This window comes from Cryptosporangium japonicum (assembly GCF_039524755.1).
GTDB classification, from domain to species: domain Bacteria; phylum Actinomycetota; class Actinomycetes; order Mycobacteriales; family Cryptosporangiaceae; genus Cryptosporangium; species Cryptosporangium japonicum.
In genome coordinates, this window is sequence record NZ_BAAAGX010000018.1 from 53844 (window position 1) to 71942 (window position 18099).

An 18099-nucleotide genomic window follows, 5' to 3' on the forward strand; every position below is an offset into this window, starting at 1 on the left:
CGCCGGTGTCAGGCGTAAACGCGCAGCACCCAGGCGCCGCCGGACCGCTCGCAGCGGAACGACTCCCAGGACGAGCCCCGGTACCGCTGACCGATCAGGTAGGCCTCGTGGTAGCTGCCGTAGTGGCCGTGGTTACGCCACTGGTGCCGGTGGCGGTGGTGCCGGCGCCCCTCCCAGTGGGAGCGCTTCTTCCAGTGCTTCTTCCAGTGCCGGCGGTGCTCGCCGTGGCTGCGGCCCCAGCGACGGTCGTCGTCGTCGCGGCCCCAGCGGTGGTCGTCACGGTCGTGCGCCGCGGTGGCCGTGGTCCGACCGGTCACGGTGGCCGCGTCGGCCGCCGGTGCCGACGCCAACACGGTCCCCGCGGCGATCGCCAGGCCGGCGACGGCGACGGCGAAGCGCTTGGTGCGGTCTCGCATGCCCTACCTCCCTCGAATGCCTTATTTCGGGCAGGGCGTACTCAACCATACCCTCACATTTCGGGCAAACCTCTGAGGGGTGTCGTTACAGAAGTCTTCAGTGGAGGGTGGGGTGGAACGGGGTGCCGACTGTCCTCAGTGGGGGCGGTGCGCCTGCAGTCGCATATTCCGGTATGGTCAACTGGCTGCCGAGTGCCGACGAGTCCGCGTCGCGCTGTGGCCATTTAAGTTAAGTCGAGATTTCGGCAGGTGGCAGGCGAGGTGATCGCCCAGGGTGCGGGGAATTTCGTCGCGCTGCGTGAGGTCTGAAATACGCTCCGAAGGCGCCGACAGAAGTTATTAATTGTTCTTACTTATCGGTAAGTTATGTCTGCGGATTCGGGCATAACGCAGAAAACGTACTGGCATTTATTTTCCGACAGCATCGATCTCGCTGTGATTCTTGTGGTTAGCGGTGTGCATCTTGCGGTCGGGTTTATCGAAGAACTAGCTTCGTATGGCGCTGGTTTCTTGCTCGAGCGGGGCGGCCGGTGCAGAAGCTGGCCGCAGGGTCCACACGCAGGCGATGTTGGTGAAGGATGAGCGATGACTTCTCCCGGGTCCGGATCCCGGTTACGGTCCGCCCCATTGCGGGCGTTTGCGCCCCTAGCGCTGCAGCTTATTACGGTAATTTCCGTAATAGCGCTGTTCGCGTTGGTGTGGGGAACCCGCTCAGACGACAGTGACCTGCACTCCCGCGAGCTGGACGGCGTCGAGTACGCCAAGGCGCTCGACAAGCTCCTTCCCGTCCTCGTCAACGCGCAGTCCAACGCGGTCAGTGGCAAGGCGGTCAAGAAGGAAGACTTCACCGAGGCGCTGAACGCGGTGGCCGACGCCGATGAGAAGTTCGGCTCGGACTTCGGCACCAGCAACCGCTGGTCCGGCCTCCGCGCCCGGATCGAGACGCTCCCCGAGCAGGGCAGCGACCAGAACGGCGCGTTCAAGAACTACGGCGAGGCCACCGACCTGATGCTCGCGCTCTACCAGCGGGTGGCGCAGGCCTCGGGTCTGCGCAGCGACGCCGACGGCGTCATCAGCTACCTGCAGGACGCCGCGCTCGAGGAGATCCCGCTGACCGTGGTGTGGGCCGGCCGCTACCAGGACCAGGCCGTCATCGCGAAGGGGTTCAAGCTCGAGCAAAGCGGCTCCCCGGAGACCTTCCAGGACCAGCTCAGCCAGGCCAACAGCACGCTGACCAGCCTCGCCGTCAGCCGCCAGCTGGTCTCGGAGTCCGGAGCCGACGTCGCGTCCGACATGGCCTCGGCCGTGGACAACTCCGACAGCGGCACGTTCAGCACCACGCTCCTGCAGAACCTGGACAACTTCCAGCGTGGCGTCGAGACCCTGGCTCCTCCCGGGCAGACCACGCTGAACGCGATCCCGGTCGCGGCCACGGTCACCACCCAGCGCCTCGCGGCGCAGGAGGCGGCGGTCGCACTCAGCCCGACCCTGCTCGACGAGCTGGGCAAGCAGGTCGACGACCGGAAGAGCAGCGCCGACACCGGCCGGATCCTGGCCATCGCGCTGCTGGTGATCGCGGTACTCGCGGCGATCGCGAGCTTCGTGCTGATCCTGCTCGGCGGGCGCCGCTCGCGCGCCGAGCAGGTCGAGGGCCCGGGCGGCCCGCAGGCGATGCCCGGACCGCACGGACAGCAGCCGCCGTACGGGCCGGGCAACCCCGACTACGCCGGCTACCCGGCCGGTCCGGACCACCTGGCCGGCGACCCGTACATGAACAACCTGGACGCTGGACGCGACGCGAGGCGGGAGCGGGTCGGTGTTCCTCGATAGGCTCAAGATCAGTGGGAAGCTCGTCCTTCTGGCGGTCATCCCACTGCTAGCCGTCTCGGTCCTCGCGCTCTCGGTCATCGTGGGCCGGATCTCCGACGCCGACAGCGCCAACGACAACTCCCGTGACATCCAGGTGGCTGGTGAAGTCGCCACCCTGGTCCGGGAACTGCAGGCCGAACGTCTGCTGACGATCGGCTACCTCGCCGGTGGCTTCGCGACCAAGTCCGACGTCCTCCAGCAGGAAGCGATCGTCGACGACGAGATCGCGGACGTGAAGGCCGCGATCAGCGACGAGTCGCCCCCCACCCTGGTGAAGGCCGTCGACGACCTCAAACAGCTGGTCGAACTGCGGAAAGAGTCGCTCGCGACGAACGTTCCGCAGACCGTCGTGTCGCAGCAGCTGACCGGGTTGATCAACTCGCTGATCGACGGTCTGCAGCTGTACCGGATCTCCGACGCGTCGACCTCGATCGGCCGGCAGATCCTCGCGATGGACTCCGCGCTGCACCTGGGAGAGCAGAACTCGCTCAACCTGGCGACGCTCACCCTGCTGCTCGCGACGCCCAACGCCACCCTGCTGAGCCAGTACGTCTCCGGCCTCGGTACGTCGGCCGAGTACACCAACGCGTACTTCCAGTACGCGAACCCCACCCAGGCGACGCTGTACCGCCTGGTCCAGACGGCGAACAACGCCCGTACCTCGACGGAGCTGGCCGACCTCGGTACCAAGGCCAACCTCGACCGGGTCCGTGACCTGCCACTGGTCACGTACTTCCCGCGGTTCCAGTCCTTCCTCGGTCAGACGCGGTACATCGAGACCAAGCTGGTGTCGGACATCGTGGCGGCCACCGAAGCCCAGCGGCGGGACGCCATCGCGGCCGCCGCCGGCATCGGTGCCGCCCTGGTGCTGGTCCTCGGCCTGGTGGGTGGGCTGACCCTGCTCGTCGGACGTCGGGTCTCGCAGCCGCTGGTCGCACTGGCCTCGTCCGCCAACCGCATCGCCACCGCGGTCGAGACAGAGCTCACCCGGGTCGCTGACGACGAGTCCGAAGTCTTCGAGCCCGTCCGTCTGGACACGGTGAACACGACCGGTCGGGACGAGATCGGTGAGCTGGCCCGGGCGTTCGAGCAGGTGCAGGACACCGCGGCCCGACTGGTCGAACGTCAGATCACCAGCCGCCGCAACGTCGCGACGATGTTCGGTCACATCGGACGCCGTACGCAGAACCTCATCGGTCGTCAGCTCTCGATGATCGACCGGCTGGAGCGGCAGGAGACCAACACCGAGCGGCTGAGCAGCCTCTACCAGCTCGACCACCTCTCCAGCCGCCTCAACCGGAACGCCGGTTCGCTGGTCGTTCTCTCCGGGTCGATGGCCACCGAGCAGGGTGGCGGCACGCCGCTCGCGCTCGGCGACATCGCCCGGCTCGCCCTCGGTGAGATCGAGGACTACACCCGTGTCGACATCGACGTTCCCGAAGACATCGTCGTGCAGCCGTCGGTCATCTCCGACCTCACGCTGATCTTCGCCGAGCTGATGGAGAACGCGACGGCGTACTCGCCGCCGCACACCCGGGTCACGGTCAGCGCCGAGGCGACCAGGGCCGGTGCCCAGGTCCTCATCGTCGACCACGGCATCGGCATGTCGTCCGAGCGGCTGGCGGAGGAGAACGCCCGACTGGCCCGACGCGAACGTCTCGACCTGGCCCCCACCGAGGTGCTCGGTCTGTTCGTGAGCGGCCGGCTGGCCCGTCGTCACGGCATCAGCGTCGCGCTGGTGCCGACCTCCGGCGGCGGTGTCACCGCGGTGCTCGCGCTGACCGAGCAGCACCTGGTGCCCTCGATCTACCAGGGCATCGCCACGGTCGAGGAGCCGCCGCGCGCGCTCCCGGCCGGTCCGCCGGTGGCTCACCCCGACGTACTGCGGGTGCCGAACACCGCGATGCCGGCCGATCCGGCGCCGACGCCGTCCTACGCCCAGTCCACCGGCGGGTTCCAGCAGCCCGCGGCGGTGGCGTACGACCAGCCCCACCAGCGCTACGACCAGCCGGTCCCGGCCTACGAGCCGAGCCCGGCGTACGGGCAGCCCGGCCCGTCGTACGAGCCGGCGCCCGTCTACGAGCAGCCCAACCCGGGGTACGAGCCGGCCGCGAACCTGCCGGTCGTGGCGTCGAGCGCGATGTTCGACAACGTGGCGCTGGAGCGGGCCTCGCGGGCCATCTCGGCCGGGCCGTGGAACGCGTTCTCGGGCACCGATGCTCCGGTTCCCGGCCAGCGCGAGCCGGTCGACGTCGAGCCGGTGGGGGCCAGTACGGCCCTGTACCGCAGCGACCCGGCACCCGCGCAGGCACCCGCGACCGACGTCTCCTGGTGGGACAACGCGCCGGGCGGCCGTCCGGTCGAGCCGTCCCAGCCCACGCAGCCGGCTCAGCCGGCCGCGTTCCGGTCGCTGCCCGCGGCTCCGGCGCAGCCGGCGGCCCGCCCCGCGCCGATCGCGCCGGCTCCGCCGATGGCGGCGCCGATCCCGCAGCCGCTGTCGACGCACACGACGCAGCCGCTGCCGGTGCGTTCGGCTCCGCCCGCGGCCACGCCGGCCGCGGCCGGTCCGGGCGCGCCCGGCGGTTCGACGCTCCCGCGTCTGCAGCGGCGGGTGCCGGGGGCGCAGCTCCCGGTCGGCGTCAACACGACGGGGAAGCAGGCCGAACCCCAGGTCCTCGGCGACGCCGGTGACCCGGCCGCCGCCCGGGCGCTGATCGAGGAGTTCGAGGCCGGCGTCCGCAACGCGCAGCGGGCCGGTGACACCGGCCCGGTGCCGCAGATGGCCCCGCCGCCCTCGAACGGGTCGAACGGTTCCACCGGCTCGAATGGTCTGAACAGCTATTCTCCCGGCCCTCGGCCGGGTTCGATGAGCGCCCAGCAGGCGACGTTCGGCACCCCGCCCCCCGGGCCGGTGCACACGCCTCCTCCGGTCGCTCAACCGACGTGGAATTCGCAGCAGGCTGCCGGGCACGCTGCGCCTTCCAGGCACGTCCCCGCAGCAGCACCGGTGTCTCCGCCGGTGCTGCCGCAACGGCCCGCTCCGGCGGGCCCCCCACCGCAACAGCAGGGCCAGCGCACCTCTGGTGGCCTGCAGCGTCGGGTGCCTGGAGCAACGCTCAAGAGTTTCACCAGCGGCCGGGGCGGCGCCTCGGTCACGGCAACACCGGTGGCGGACCCCGACGCCGCCCGGGCGTTGATCGAGCAGATCGAAGCAGGCGTGTCCCGCGCTCTCAACAGGGTCGTCGTCGACGACCATCAGCACGAAGGATCACCACGATGAACAGCTCCTACCGACCCAACGGCGGCGACCTGGCGACCGCCGGCCTCAGTGCCGAGGCGCAGACTTTCAACTGGTTGCTGGACTCCTTCTGCACAGGCACGGCCGGGGTCGTCGAGGCGGTGGCGGTATCGGCTGACGGTCTCCTGATGGCGAAGTCGGCCACCTCCGACCACGCGAACGCCGACCGTCTCGCGGCTGTCATCTCGGGTATGACGAGCCTCGCGGCCGGTGTCGCCGACACGTACTCCCTCGGCGGCCTGAACAAGGTCATCGTGGACCTCACCGGCGGTTACCTGCTGGCGACCGCGATCAGCCGCGGATCGGTGCTCGGGGTCATCGCCGACCGCACCGCGAACCTGGGCACCGTGGCCTACGAGATGACGCTCTTCGCGAGCCGTGCCGGAGCTGTGCTGACGCCGGCGCTGATCGTCGAACTGAAGAACTCCGTACAGTCATGAGGATCCTGGGCGGATCCGACGCAGAGGAACCGGCCTCCATCCGGCCGTATCTGAAGGCCTCGTCGCTCTCCCCCTCCGGAGACACGCCCAACAAGGCCAGCAACGTCGGTTCCGAGGCGTCCGGTGCGCAGTTGCGGCCTTTCGTCCTCACTTCCGGCCGGGTCACCGCCGACCCGGAGATCGGACTCGAGACCCAGGTGACGGCAGGTTCTCGCGGTGGTCGGGTGCCGACCTCGCGGCTCTCGCCCGAACTCCGAGCCATCGTGACCCTCTGCGCCCAGCCCATCTCCGTGGCCGAGATCTCGGCCCGCCTCAAGCTCCACCTCGGCGTCGTCAAGATCCTGGTCGGTGACCTGCGGGCCACCGGTTATCTCGACGTGCACAACCATGATGTGAGCTCCCCCAACTCTCCCGAACTCATCCTGCGAGTGATCCGTGGACTCAGTGCCATTGTCTGACCGCACCGCATCAGCACCCGGCTCGAAGCCACCGCTCCCGGTAAAGATCGTCATCGCCGGTGGTTTCGGGGTCGGGAAGACCACGACGGTCGGTGCCATCTCCGACATCGCCCCGCTGACCACCGAGGCCGAGATGACCGAGGTGGCCGTCGGGATCGACATCCCTGGCCAACATTCGACCAAGACCACGACGACCGTGGCGATGGACTTCGGTTCGGTCGCCATCGACGCCGGCGTGAAGCTGTACCTCTTCGGTACTCCCGGGCAGTCCCGCTTCGGCTTCATGTGGGACGACCTCGCCCGGGGCGCGCTCGGGGCGCTCGTCGTCGTCGACAGCTCGCGGCTCGACGACTGCTACCCGGCGGTCGACTACTTCGAGCACACGGGCATCCCGTTCATCGTCGGTGTCAACGCGTTCGACGGTCTGCTCGCGCAGGACCTCGCCGCGGTCCGCTGGGCGCTCGCGATCGACGACCAGGTTCCGGTCGTCGCGTTCGACGCGCGTGACCGGCGGTCGGTGCGTGACACCCTGCTCGTACTGCTCAACCGCGCGCTGCACAAGGCGATCGGAGAACAGGTCGCCGCGACCTGACCCGGTCGCGACCGAACGAAGACCGGCGGGCGAGCCCAATTTTCTGGGCCGCCCGCCGGTCTTTTGTCGTTACTCAGAGTCAGCGAATGTTGCGCAAATAGATGTTCTGCTGTGACCTGGACCACTCGAGGCGCGCAGATCGGGCGGCGATGGACGGCGGAGCAAGAATTTTAGGTGTAGCGCGTCTGACGCTGCGTGACTGCCCCGGAGAACGCGAAAGTCCGCGCGTCGCCATGCCGGGGAGACGACGCGCGGACGGTTCGGGATGGCGGCACGAGCTGGAGGGTCCGGGCGCCTCCAGCCCGCACCGGCCTGGGCCAACGGTGTCCGATGTGGAGGACCGTCGGAGCTGTGCGGGGTGATCGGTCAGGCAGTGGCCGGCGACGCGCCGTCGTCGCCGAAGAGCTTGTCGAAGTGGTCAGCCTGACGCTGGTGCCACGCCGCGAGCCCACGCAGCCGGGCCGCGTGCGCCCGGTCGGTGCAGAGCCGGGCGGAGAGCTCGACTTTCCAGGCCGCTTCTCTGTGCGCGCAGCCGCGAGCGGACTCCGCCCGAGCGGGGCGTGAAGCAGGGGACATGTCAACCTCCCGTCGCCGACCTTCGACGGCTCGACCGAAAGAACCGTCGCGCACGTGCGTTATCCTCCTGCATCAGGCAGTGCATGTGCAAGAGCGTCTGCACGTGCAGATGGCCTAATTTGATGGGCGCACGCGACGGCACGGGGCGTCGTACCGCCGATCGTGCACCGGCGGCCACTGACGTCCCGCCGGCGATCCGAGAGAGGCGCAATATGCACCACCTGTACAACGGCATACCTGCCGGGCAACTGGGTCCGGTGGCGTGGCTGAAGAGCAGTCACAGCAACCCCAACGGCAATTGCGTGGAGATTGCCGGGTTGCCGGACGGGCAGTTCGCGGTCCGGAACTCCCGTCACCCCGAGGGCCCCGCCCTCATCTACACCCGCGACGAGATCGCGGCACTCATCGCCGGTGCGCGCAGCGGCGACTTCGACCACTTCGTCAGTTGAAGACCGGCGCGGTGGTGGTCTAGCGCGGAGCGCGGTCGGGCGCGCTCCGCATCGAAAGCCGTACGAGCTCCGTAGACGTCAGCGGAGCGGCAGGTCGAAGTCTTTACGGATCTCCGCGAAACGCTCGCGGCTGCGGTCCGGTGAGTCCGCCTCGACGGCGAGGCGCTCCATCGACTCCAGATAGGTGTCGACGTCCTCGCGCTTCTCGAGGTAGAGAGCGCTCGTCAACTGCTCGATGTAGACGATGTCGGGCAGCGTCTGATCGGGGAAGCGGAGCAGGGAGAACGCGCCGCCGGCCGCGGCGTGGCCACCGAAGCCGAACGGGATGATCTGGAGCGTGACGTTGGGCCGCTCGGAGAGCTCGGCCAGCAGATCGAGCTGGGCGCGCATGACCTCGCGCCCGCCGATCGGGCGGCGCAGCACGGCCTCGTCGATGATCGCCCAGAAGCGCGGGGCGTTGGGACGGGACAGCAGCTGCTGACGCTCCATGCGCAGCTGCACCCGGCGATCGATCTCTTCCTTCGGCGCGCTGCCGTTGCCGAGCAGCACCACCGCGCGTGCGTAGTCCTCGGTCTGCAGCAGGCCGGGGATGAACTGCACCTCGTACGTACGGATCAGCGACGCCGCGGCCTCCAGGCCCACATAGGCCTGGAACCACTGGGGGAGGATGTCGCCGAACTTGTGCCACCAGCCGGGCTGGTTGGCCTCCCGCGCCAGGGAGAGCAGCGCTTCGCGCTCGGCCGGATCGCTGACGCCGTACAGGGTGAGCAGGTCGGAGACGTCGCGCTCCTTGAAGCCGACGCGGCCGAGTTCGATGCGGCTGATCTTGGATTCGGAGGCGCGGATCGCGTAGCCGGCGTCTTCGCGGGTGACGTTGCGTTCCTCGCGTAGCCTGCGCAGCTGGGAGCCCAGAAGAATGCGCAGGACGGTGGGGCCTGCGCCAGGCTCAGGCGTCATCACCGAATCCAGCCCCTAGTTCGCCTAGCGTGGGTACACCGGACGGTGTCGGCCCGGTGATCCTGCGTCTTACCCGCCTCGGCCACTAGTGACGGACGGGCGAGCGGCCACGCGGCACGAGTGACCGCGACGTGACTCACCGAAGGATGGCACGTCCTAGAGGAGTTCGCGTGCAATGGACGCACCTTGCTGCGCACATTGGCGAAGTCGCGAGGGTGCAAGTCGGCGGGTATTCGGACGACCCACCATGAACCGACGGGGTCGTCGTCCGCGTTGATCGTGAAGCGAGACCGGCCCGATCCCGGGCGGGACGTCGCGTTCACCTGTTGCCTCCCACACACACTCATTTGCGGTACGTAGCGCACGGATCGTAGTGGAGTTGGAACGAGTTGCTCCAGTGGGCAGGCCCCCATGACGGGGTGGAAAAAACGAACGACTCTCCGATTGACGAAATGACCAGCGGAAAGCCTTTGCTGGGGCAACCGGTGCGACATTCGCCATACCCCGCCGCGGTAACACCAGAGACGTCGCTTCTGGACAAAAATGTCGCCGCTGAGCAGCCCGGACATACCGCCTACGGATCGTATACCGCCATTTCGAGATAGTGAGACGCCGTATCGCATGGTGCCGATCCGGGACTCCAGAGCGCGATTATTGGTGCGGTTAAGTACGTATATCGACCGTTTTCAGCAGACCCTCTGTTACCCGAGCTTCCTGGCTCGGACTTCTGACTGAAACACGGTTCACGCAGTGTCGTATACGACTTGCTCGCCCCTCACCGCACTAAGGAGCTCGGCGTGACGCTGCAGCCGCGCGAAGGTCGTATCCCCGGCGACCACTATCTCGAGACGACGCCGGAAACGGCTCTGTGGGGCTTCCTGCCCAACCGCGCCAGCGCGCCGGTGCTGAACGTGGACAGCGGTGCGACGGTCACCATCGACACCCTCAGCCACGAGGGCATTCTCGAGGACCAGGGCCGCGATCCGCTCGCCTACCTGGCCGGCTTCGGGGTGAAGGCGACCGAGGTGCTGGAGGACTCGCGGGTGTTCGCGGCGTCCGATCTCACCCACAGCTTCGACGACGGCCCGCACGTCGTCACCGGCCCGATCGCGGTCGCCGGGGCCGAGCCCGGCGACTTACTCCGGGTCGACGTCCTCGACCTGGCGATCCGCGCGCCCTACGGCTTCATCAGCAACCGGCACGGCTACGGCGCTCTCCCCGGCGAGTTCCCCGAGGGAACGCTGCGTCGCGAGGATGCCGACGTGCTCGACCCGACGAGCTTCGGCAGCAACATCCACTTCACCGACGTCACCGAGAACGGCGGCGTGCTCTACGGCAATTTGCGCTTCGGCGAGGGCCGGGGCGTCCGGTTCCCGCTGCGTCCGTTCCTGGGCCTGATGGGCGTCGCGCGCGACACCGACGAGGCGGTGCCCTCGGTGCCGCCGGGTGACCACGGCGGCAACATGGACGTGAACGAGCTCCAGGCCGGCTCGTCGCTGTATCTCCCGGTGCAGACGGCCGGGGCGCTGTTCTACGCCGGCGACCCGCACTACGCCCAGGGCGACGGCGAGGTGGCGCTCACCGCGCTGGAGGCGCCGCTGCGCGCGACCCTGCGGCTGACCGTGCTCAAGGACGGGGCCGCGCGCGCGGCCGTCGGGGCGATCCGCAACCCGTTCGTCGAGACCGACACGCACTGGATCCCGACCGGGATGGACCCCGACCTGAACGAGGCCATGAAGAAGGCCGTGCGTGCCGCGGTGTCGTTCCTCGAGACCCACCAGGGCGTGCCGCGGGCCACCGCGCTGGCCTACTTGAGCGCGGCCGGCGACTTCGAGGTCAGCCAGGTCGTCGACGCGGTGAAGGGTGTTCACTGCATGATCCGCAAGGCGGACTTCGGCGCCTGAGTTCTCGTGTTCGCGAGAACACGTTGAGCGACGATACCTCCCGGTAACGACGGTGCCGAAGACACTGCGTGACCGGGAGGTATGGTTCCGCCCATGGAGGGCGGTCGGGTTCCCATGACGTCCCGCCCGATCGCACCGCGCGGAGGGCCGGTCTCACCGGCGGCGACCCCCGAGGAGTTCGAGCGGGAGCTGAACCAGCTCACGCTCGGCGGTGAGGGATGGTCGGCGATCCTGCGCCGGCTGGCCGCCCACACCGGGCACGCCGCCTGGTTGTTCGACGTCCACGGAGCACTGCTGGCCACCTCGGTGCCGCCCGGCACGGAGGCGCCGAGCGTCCGGGCCTCCGACGTCGCGCAGGTGTTCGGGGCCGAGCGGCCGGTGCCGCTGACCATGTCCGACGGTCGTCCGGTCCGGGCCGCCGCGGTCCGCGCCGATCGGCGCCGTTTCGGCATCGCGCTGCTCGCCGAGCCGGTCCCACCGGCGGTCGTGCCGTACCTGCTGGCGGCCACGACCGCGCTCGCGATCGAGGCGGTCCGCCGGGACGCGGCCGCCGAAGCGGGTTCCGCCGCCGGCGCCGACCTCGTCGACGAACTGCGCTGCGGAACGCTGCGCGCCCCCGACGACCTCACCCGCGCCGCCGCCCGCTTCGGCATGCGCCTGGACGCCCCGCACGCCGGCGCGGTCTTCGACTACGACGGGCCCCACGTGCGCGCCTGGGCCACCGCGCTGCCCCGGGCCGGCGTGACCGCGCTCCACCAGGGACGTCGAGCCTGGACCGTGCTGCCGGGCGGCGAGGACGGCGAACTCGAGCGGCTGCGTGCGCGGGCGCAGGCCGTCGTCGGTGACGGCGTGGTGCGCGCCGCGTCCGGTCCGGTGGTGAACGGCGCCGACCGGACCGCGCACTCGTTCCGCGAGGCCGAGGTGCTGCTGGCGCTGCTGCTGCGGCGCAGCTCGGGTCGCGGCGACGAACTGGTGCTGCCGTACGCGTCGCTGGGCCTGGCGCAGTTGCTGGTCACGGTGCCGCCGGAGCGCCTGCGCGAGTTCGTCGAGCGGCATCTGGGGCCGTTGCTTCCCCGCGAGGACCTGATCCGTACGCTGCGCGCGTGGCTGGCGTCCAGCGGCAGCCGCACCGCCGTCGCCGACGCGCTGCATCTGCACCGCAACTCGGTCGGCTACCGGGTGGGCCAGATCAAGACGCTGCTCGGTGTCGACCCGTTGGACCCGGAAGCCATCGTGCTGTTGCAGGCGGCGCTCACGGCCCAGGAGTTGCTCTTGGCCCTCGATGAACACGATCCTGTCGTCGGCGGCTGGTTTTCGGACCGCCCCGGCGTGAACAAGAGACCCTGATCAGCGACTTCGACCTCATTGCCCGGTTTTTGCGTGTGACTAGTGTGCTCCGAAGGTGCAAGGACCCCCGGAAGGACCCCCATGAGACTGTCCACCCGAATGACGCGCATCGCGGTGGCCGCGGTCTGCTTAATGCTCGCCGTCACGTCATGTAGCGAAGACAATCGCTATGCGGACGTAGCGGTCGCCGCCACTGCCGGAACCACCGGAAACGCCGACATCAACAAGGACGGCAAAGTCGTCGTCCTGGTGTTGAGCCCCGGCAACCTGGACGACAACGGGTATTACGAGAGCTTCCTGAACAAGGCGTCCGCGTTCGCCGCCCGGCAGGGCTGGTCGATCGAGCGGCAGGGCAACATCAAGCCCGGTACCGCGTTGGCCGCCGCGAAGGCGGCCTGCGCCAAGTACAAGCCCGACCTGGTCGCGCTGGGCGCCTCGGAGATCCAGGACGCGGTACCGGCCGCGACGAACGGGGACTGCGGCAACGCGTACTGGTACGTGCCGTCCAGCACGAGCCTCAAGGAACAAAAGGGCATCCTGATCTCGCAGGACTTCACGTTCGAGAGCGTCATCGCGGCCGGGTACGCGAACGGGCTGCTGATGAAGAACAAGGGCTACTCGAAGGCCGGCTTCATCTCCGGTCCGGTGGTGGACTTCTCCATCGACGCGGCCAAGGCGTTCTACGCCGGCCTCAAGTACGCAATGGGCAGCGCCCCGCTGGAGTACACGCCGGTCTTCACCGGCGACCTGAACGACGGGCCGAAGGCCGAGGCGGCCATGAAGCAGCTCGCCGACGACGGCGTGAAGGCCGTCTACCCCTACCTCGGTGGCGGTGCCGACCCGGCGGCCAAGGTGGGCAACGCCCGGGGGATCCTGCTGTCCACGCCGGGCACCAACCGGTGCGACTCCACCTCACCGTCGTTCGCCGTCTCGGTCATCTTCGACCCGGGAGAGTACTTCGCGGCCGCGCTGGAGGACTTCTCCAAGGGCGATCTCAAGATGGGCACCCGGCGTGAGTGGCACATCGGCGTGGACCAGGTCCCGACGGTGCGGTTCTGCAACGGCACCAACCAGGAGAACGCCGACCTCGCGCAGTTCATCACCGACATCGGCAGCGGCACCGTCAACGTCACGAACGAGGTCAACAAGTACGGCCCGCAGGTCGAGATCCCCGACAGCAGCAGCTGACCCTCCGCAACACCCCGAGTACGGCGAGTAGCAGTGGATCCGGCGACGTCGCCGGGTCCACTGCTTTTCGGTGTGCGGGGCACAACCGGTTTCCGGGGTCGGCGGATGGTCACTCGGGCGTTTCCTCCGCGCAAGACGCTCTGAGCACATGGTTGCCGCCGGGTTTTCGTGCTCAGAGCCCGCCGCTGGAAAAGTCTGGGTTACCAGGCCCTGAGATGCCGTTCACTCGTTGACAGGGCTTGGCCGGGAGGGCATGGTTCCGACATTGCTGTTGTGCAATGCGAATCGCCACCTCGCGATGTGAGATGGCAATGATGACGAAACACGACGAGGAGGGACGCCAGTGCGGGCGATGGTGCAGACCGGTTTCGGCGGCCCCGAGGTCGTGACCGCGCGGGACGTCCCGGTGCCGACGATCGCCGCGGACGAGGCGCTGATCCGGGTCGCCGCGTGCGCGGTCAATCGAATGGACCTGTTGCAGCGCCAGGGCCCGGCACTGCTCCCGAGCTTCACGCTGCCGCACGTGCCCGGGATGGACATCGCCGGCACGGTTGTCGAGGTCGGCTCGGCCGTCTCCGACCTGGCCGTCGGCAGCCGGGTCGTCGTCGACCCGGTGCTGGGCTGCGGTGAGTGCACGTTCTGCGCGGCCGGCGAATTCGGCTACTGCGGCGACGTCCGGGTGACCGGTGGCAACCGGCCCGGTGGCTACGCCGAGTACGTCGCGGTCAAGGCGGGGCAGACGCACCCGGTGCCCGACGAGGTCGAGCTGACCACCGCGGCCGCGCTCCCGTCCTCCTGGTCCACCGCCTACCACGCGCTGTTCCCGGTCGGCCGGCTCGCCGCCGGCGAGACGATCCTGATCCAGGCCGCGGCCAGCGCGGTCAGCATCGCCGCGGTCCAGCTGGCCACCGACGCCGGCGCCCGGGTCGTCGCGGTCGCCGGCAGCCAGGCCAAGCTCGACGCGGTGCGCGCGCTCGGCGTCGAACACTGCGTTCCGCTCGACGCGGATCCGGTCGCCTACGTGCGCGAGCTCACCGGCGGCCGGGGCGCGGACGTCGTGCTCGACCACGTCGGCCCGGCAACCTGGCCGCTCTCGTTGAGCGCCCTGGGAGTCCGCGGTCGTCTCGTATTCATGGGGCAGACGAGTGGGGACGAGGTGACGTTCGGGCTCACCGGTGCGTATCACCGTGAGCTCTCGCTGCTCGGTTCAGGTGCCTACACCCCGGCGGACTTCCAGCGGGCGCTGGGCGCGTTCTGGGCCGGCAAGCTGTCCGCCCCGATCGCCGCCGTGCTGCCGCTCGAGCGGCTCTCCGAGGCGTTCGACGTGCTCACTGACCGCACCACGGTCGGAAAGGTACTGGTGACCCCGTGACTGCCCTGTTGATCGTCGGCGGCGACGTCGTCACGATGGCCCCCGGCCGCGAGGTGCTCACCGGCGCCACGATCGCGGTCGTCGACGGACGCATCGCGGCCCTGGGCACCGCCGAGGAGATGCGCCTGCGTCACCCCGGCGCGGACGAACTGGACGCCACCGGCTGTGTCGTGGCCCCCGGCATGGTCAACGCCCACCAGCACACCACCGCCGACCCGCTGACCCGCAGCGGCATCCCGGACGACATCGGCGCCCAGGACGCGATCTTCAACTGGGCCGTGCCGCTGCACAACGCGCACACCGGTGGCGACGACGAGATCTCGGCGATGCTGACCGCGGCCGAGTCGCTGCGCCGTGGCGTCACGACGATCATCGAGCCCGGCACGGTCGCGCACCCGCTGCGCGTGGCGGCCGGCCTCCGCAAGACCGGTATCCGCGCTCGCCTGAACGGCTGGGGCTGGGACACCGAAGGGCTCCCGTTCGCGGCACCGGCGGCCGAGGTCCTCGCCCAGCAGGAGGAGATCGTCCGCGAGCTCGGCACCACCGACCGGGTCAGCGCGTGGATCACGCTGCTCGGCCACGACCTGGTGTCCGACGCGCTGTTCCAGGGCGCCGCCGAGCTCGCCGAGCGGCTCGACACCCGGATGACCTGGCACATCTCGCCGGGGGAGAACGACATCCCCGGGTACGCGCAGCGGTCCGGCAACCGGCCGGTCGTCCACCTGCACAAGCTGGGCGTGCTCGGCCCGCGCCTGCTGCTCGGCCACGCGGTCTGGCTCGACGACGACGAGGTCGACGCGATCGTCGAGACCGACACCGCGGTGGCGTCCAGCCCGGGGGCCTACCTCCGCCTCGGCCAGGGCTTCACCCGGGCCAACCGGCACGTCGACATCATCCGTCGCGGCGGCCGCATCGCGCTGGGCTGCGACTCGCACAACGCGAACGACGTACCCGACATCCTGCGTGCCGCGATGCTTTTCGCCGGGCTTTCGCTCGACCGGGGTGATACTGACCCCGTGCACGCCCACGAGGCGCTCGCGCTGGCCACGATCGACGGCGCCCGCGCGATCGGGCTCGACCACGAGATCGGCTCGATCGAGGTCGGCAAGGCCGCCGACGTCGTCGTCTACGACACGACCGACCCGGTCTGGACGCCGCGCGGCGACGAGGCGCTCCAGCTGGTGTGGGGCATGCCGAGCCACACCGTGCGTGACGTGCTCGTCGACGGCACCGTCGTCGTCCGCGACCAGCAGTTGCAGCTGGTCGACTACGACGACCTCCGGGCCTGCGCGAAGGAGAACTCGCACCACCTGCTCCGGCGTACCGGGATCACCCCGTTCCGCCGCTGGCCGCGGATCGCCGCGGCCGACCTCGAGGCAGCTTCGGGAGGGCCGGCCGCGCCCGAAGCCGAGCACCGCGCCGCCGGGCAGACAGGAGAGGTCCAATGCCCGTAATCAACCTGGACGGCCTGACCGGGGCGCAGAAGCAGGGAATGATCTCCCAGCTCGTCGTGCCGCGACCGATCGCGATGATCACGACCACGGACGTCGACGGCAACCTCAACGTGGCGCCGTTCAGCTACTTCATGCCGGTCTGCGGTGAGCCGCCGACCATCGCCGTCACGATCGGCACCGTGCGCGAGGCCACCCCGGAACCCAAGGACACCTGGGTCAATCTCCAGCATTCCGGGGAGTTCGTCGTCAACCTCACCAGCACCGCGCTGGCGGCCCATATCGAAACTGCCGCCAAAGAGTTTCCAAACGGTGTCAATGAAGCCGAGTTGATCGGTTGGGACACCATTCCGTCGCAGGTGGTAGCACCGCCGTCACTTGCCGCGAGCCCTGCACACATGGAATGCCGCGTCGTAGAGGTAATTGACCGTGGAGACCCCACGTCATGCTTCTCCGGTGTCCATATCGTCCTCGCCGAAGTGGTTTGTATCGTCGCGGACGAGGCCATCCTGGCCGGTCCTAATCGGATCGACCCCACTAAGGTCTCCCCGGTCGGCCGCATGGGCTTTCCATGGTTCGTCGCAGCCGCCGGTGAGGCTCTCTTCGAACAGGAACGCATCGCGTATTCGGCATGACCCGTCAATGCTGCCGGTCAACCCCCCTCGGTACCGAACAGCAAGGCTCCACGTCCTCGGAAGGACTCCAATGAGACTGAACACTCGTGCGGTTCGTGTCGCGGCTGCCGCGGCATGTATCGCTGTCTCGCTCGCGGCTTGCACGAGCCCGGGCGACGACACGGCTGAGACCTCGAGCTCCGCGTCCGCGGGAAGCAGCGCGGCCGGTCCGGACGTCAACGGCGACGGCAAGGTCATCGTCGGCGTGCTCAGCCCGGGTGACCTGAACGACAACGGTTACTACGAGAGCTTCGTGGCCAAGGCCGAGGAGTTCACCAAGTCCAAGGGCTGGCAGCTGATCAAGGTCGGCTCGGTCAACCCGGCCGACGCGCTGAACCAGGCCCGCAACCTGTGCCGCCAGAAGGTCGACCTGGTCGCCCTCGGTGCCGCCGAGCTCAAGGACGCCATCCCGGCGTCCGAGGAGTCGGTCTGCGCCAAGAGCTCGTGGTACGTCCCGTCGTCCGCGGACATCAAGCAGACGCCGAAGATCACGATCTCGCGTGACTTCATCAACGAGGTCGTCTACGCGACCGGGTACGCGAACGGTCTGCTGATGAAGGAGAAGAACATCAAGAAGGCCGGTTACGTGACCGGCCCGGAGGCCGACTTCTCCGTGCAGGCCGCCAAGGCGTTCAAGGCCGGCATCAAGGAGGTCGTCCCGGACGCCACCCTGGTGACCACCTACACCGGTGACTTCAACGACTCCGGCAAGGCCAAGGAAGCCGCCCAGGCGCAGGTCAGCCAGGGTGTCGGCGCGCTCTACCCGTACCTGGGTGGTGCCACCGACGAGGTCGCGAAGTTCGGCAACACGAAGAACCTCATCCTGTCGACGCCCGGCACCGACCGGTGCGCCTCGACGTCGCCGAAGTTCCAGGTCTCCTCGATCTTCGACCCGGGAGAGTACTTCGCCGCGGCCCTGCAGAAGTTCTCCGACGGCGAGCTGAAGATGGGCGTCGCCCGCGAGTGGCACATCGGCAAGGACCCGGTCCCGACCGTGAAGATCTGTGGTGGCACCGCCGCGCAGAACACCGCCCTCGAGACGTTCATCAAGAACATCGGCGACGGCAAGGTCGACGTCGACGCTCAGGTCGCGAAGCTCGGAGCCTGA

General features: G+C 68.9%; 16 protein-coding genes. 13 read left to right on the forward strand and 3 right to left on the reverse strand.

Translation table 11 applies throughout. The annotated features are described in order from the left end of the window. Positions 1-8 precede the first annotated feature (8 nt). Entirely contained in the window at positions 9-416 is a 408-nt protein-coding gene (locus ABD437_RS23490; protein ID WP_344651070.1) for a hypothetical protein, read from the reverse strand. Positions 417-1109: 693 nt separating this feature from the next. Between ABD437_RS23490 and ABD437_RS23495 the strand changes: the two genes are divergently transcribed. From ABD437_RS23495 to ABD437_RS23515, 5 genes are read left to right on the forward strand one after another with little or no spacing between them, the layout of a single operon-like run. Next, positions 1110-2246: a hypothetical protein gene (locus ABD437_RS23495; protein ID WP_344651071.1), complete on the forward strand. Its 1137-nt coding sequence runs from the start codon at positions 1110-1112 to the stop codon at positions 2244-2246. Beyond that, positions 2233-5565, forward strand: a complete 3333-nt coding sequence (locus ABD437_RS23500) for a nitrate- and nitrite sensing domain-containing protein (protein WP_344651072.1) — start codon at positions 2233-2235, stop codon at positions 5563-5565. Before ABD437_RS23495 ends, ABD437_RS23500 begins: the two co-directional genes overlap by 14 nt. Next, entirely contained in the window at positions 5562-6023 is a 462-nt protein-coding gene (locus ABD437_RS23505) for a roadblock/LC7 domain-containing protein (RefSeq protein ID WP_035848452.1), read from the forward strand. The genes ABD437_RS23500 and ABD437_RS23505 overlap by 4 nt, the downstream gene beginning before the upstream one ends. Continuing rightward, on the forward strand, positions 6020-6481 hold the full coding sequence (locus ABD437_RS23510; protein ID WP_344651073.1) for a DUF742 domain-containing protein: 462 nt from the start codon (positions 6020-6022) through the stop codon (positions 6479-6481). Before ABD437_RS23505 ends, ABD437_RS23510 begins: the two co-directional genes overlap by 4 nt. Then, positions 6474-7073 (forward strand): GTP-binding protein, encoded by a 600-nt coding sequence (locus ABD437_RS23515; protein WP_211247246.1) that lies wholly within the window; start codon positions 6474-6476, stop codon positions 7071-7073. Before ABD437_RS23510 ends, ABD437_RS23515 begins: the two co-directional genes overlap by 8 nt. A gap of 366 nt (positions 7074-7439) precedes the next feature. Here ABD437_RS23515 and ABD437_RS23520 read toward each other — a convergent pair whose 3' ends face one another. Beyond that, on the reverse strand, positions 7440-7649 hold the full coding sequence (locus ABD437_RS23520; protein WP_344651074.1) for a hypothetical protein: 210 nt from the start codon (positions 7647-7649) through the stop codon (positions 7440-7442). A gap of 212 nt (positions 7650-7861) precedes the next feature. Between ABD437_RS23520 and ABD437_RS23525 the strand changes: the two genes are divergently transcribed. Beyond that, on the forward strand, positions 7862-8098 hold the full coding sequence (locus ABD437_RS23525) for a DUF397 domain-containing protein (RefSeq protein WP_035848457.1): 237 nt from the start codon (positions 7862-7864) through the stop codon (positions 8096-8098). Positions 8099-8176: 78 nt separating this feature from the next. Here the strand turns inward: ABD437_RS23525 and ABD437_RS23530 are convergent, their stop codons facing one another. Further along, positions 8177-9055, reverse strand: coding sequence for a helix-turn-helix domain-containing protein (locus ABD437_RS23530; RefSeq protein ID WP_344651075.1), 879 nt, complete (start codon positions 9053-9055; stop codon positions 8177-8179). Between the two features lie 797 nt (positions 9056-9852). Between ABD437_RS23530 and ABD437_RS23535 the strand changes: the two genes are divergently transcribed. The 7 genes from ABD437_RS23535 (at position 9853) to ABD437_RS23565 (ending at position 18099) form a co-directional block, all read left to right on the forward strand. After that, positions 9853-10959, forward strand: coding sequence for an acetamidase/formamidase family protein (locus tag ABD437_RS23535; protein ID WP_344651076.1), 1107 nt, complete (start codon positions 9853-9855; stop codon positions 10957-10959). A gap of 114 nt (positions 10960-11073) precedes the next feature. Next, entirely contained in the window at positions 11074-12306 is a 1233-nt protein-coding gene (locus ABD437_RS23540; RefSeq protein ID WP_344651077.1) for a PucR family transcriptional regulator, read from the forward strand. Positions 12307-12387: 81 nt separating this feature from the next. Next, the gene (locus ABD437_RS23545; RefSeq protein ID WP_344651078.1) at positions 12388-13494 is read left to right on the forward strand and encodes a BMP family ABC transporter substrate-binding protein; all 1107 of its coding nucleotides are present in this window, start codon (positions 12388-12390) and stop codon (positions 13492-13494) included. Between the two features lie 352 nt (positions 13495-13846). Further along, positions 13847-14866 (forward strand): alcohol dehydrogenase catalytic domain-containing protein, encoded by a 1020-nt coding sequence (locus ABD437_RS23550; RefSeq protein ID WP_344651079.1) that lies wholly within the window; start codon positions 13847-13849, stop codon positions 14864-14866. After that, entirely contained in the window at positions 14863-16320 is a 1458-nt protein-coding gene (locus ABD437_RS23555) for an amidohydrolase family protein (protein ID WP_344651080.1), read from the forward strand. Before ABD437_RS23550 ends, ABD437_RS23555 begins: the two co-directional genes overlap by 4 nt. Further along, positions 16311-16952 carry a flavin reductase family protein gene (locus tag ABD437_RS23560; protein ID WP_344651081.1) on the forward strand — a complete coding sequence of 214 codons (642 nt, stop codon included), beginning with the start codon at positions 16311-16313 and terminating at the stop codon, positions 16950-16952. Before ABD437_RS23555 ends, ABD437_RS23560 begins: the two co-directional genes overlap by 10 nt. Before the next feature lie 70 nt (positions 16953-17022). Continuing rightward, positions 17023-18099, forward strand: coding sequence for a BMP family ABC transporter substrate-binding protein (locus ABD437_RS23565; RefSeq protein ID WP_344651082.1), 1077 nt, complete (start codon positions 17023-17025; stop codon positions 18097-18099).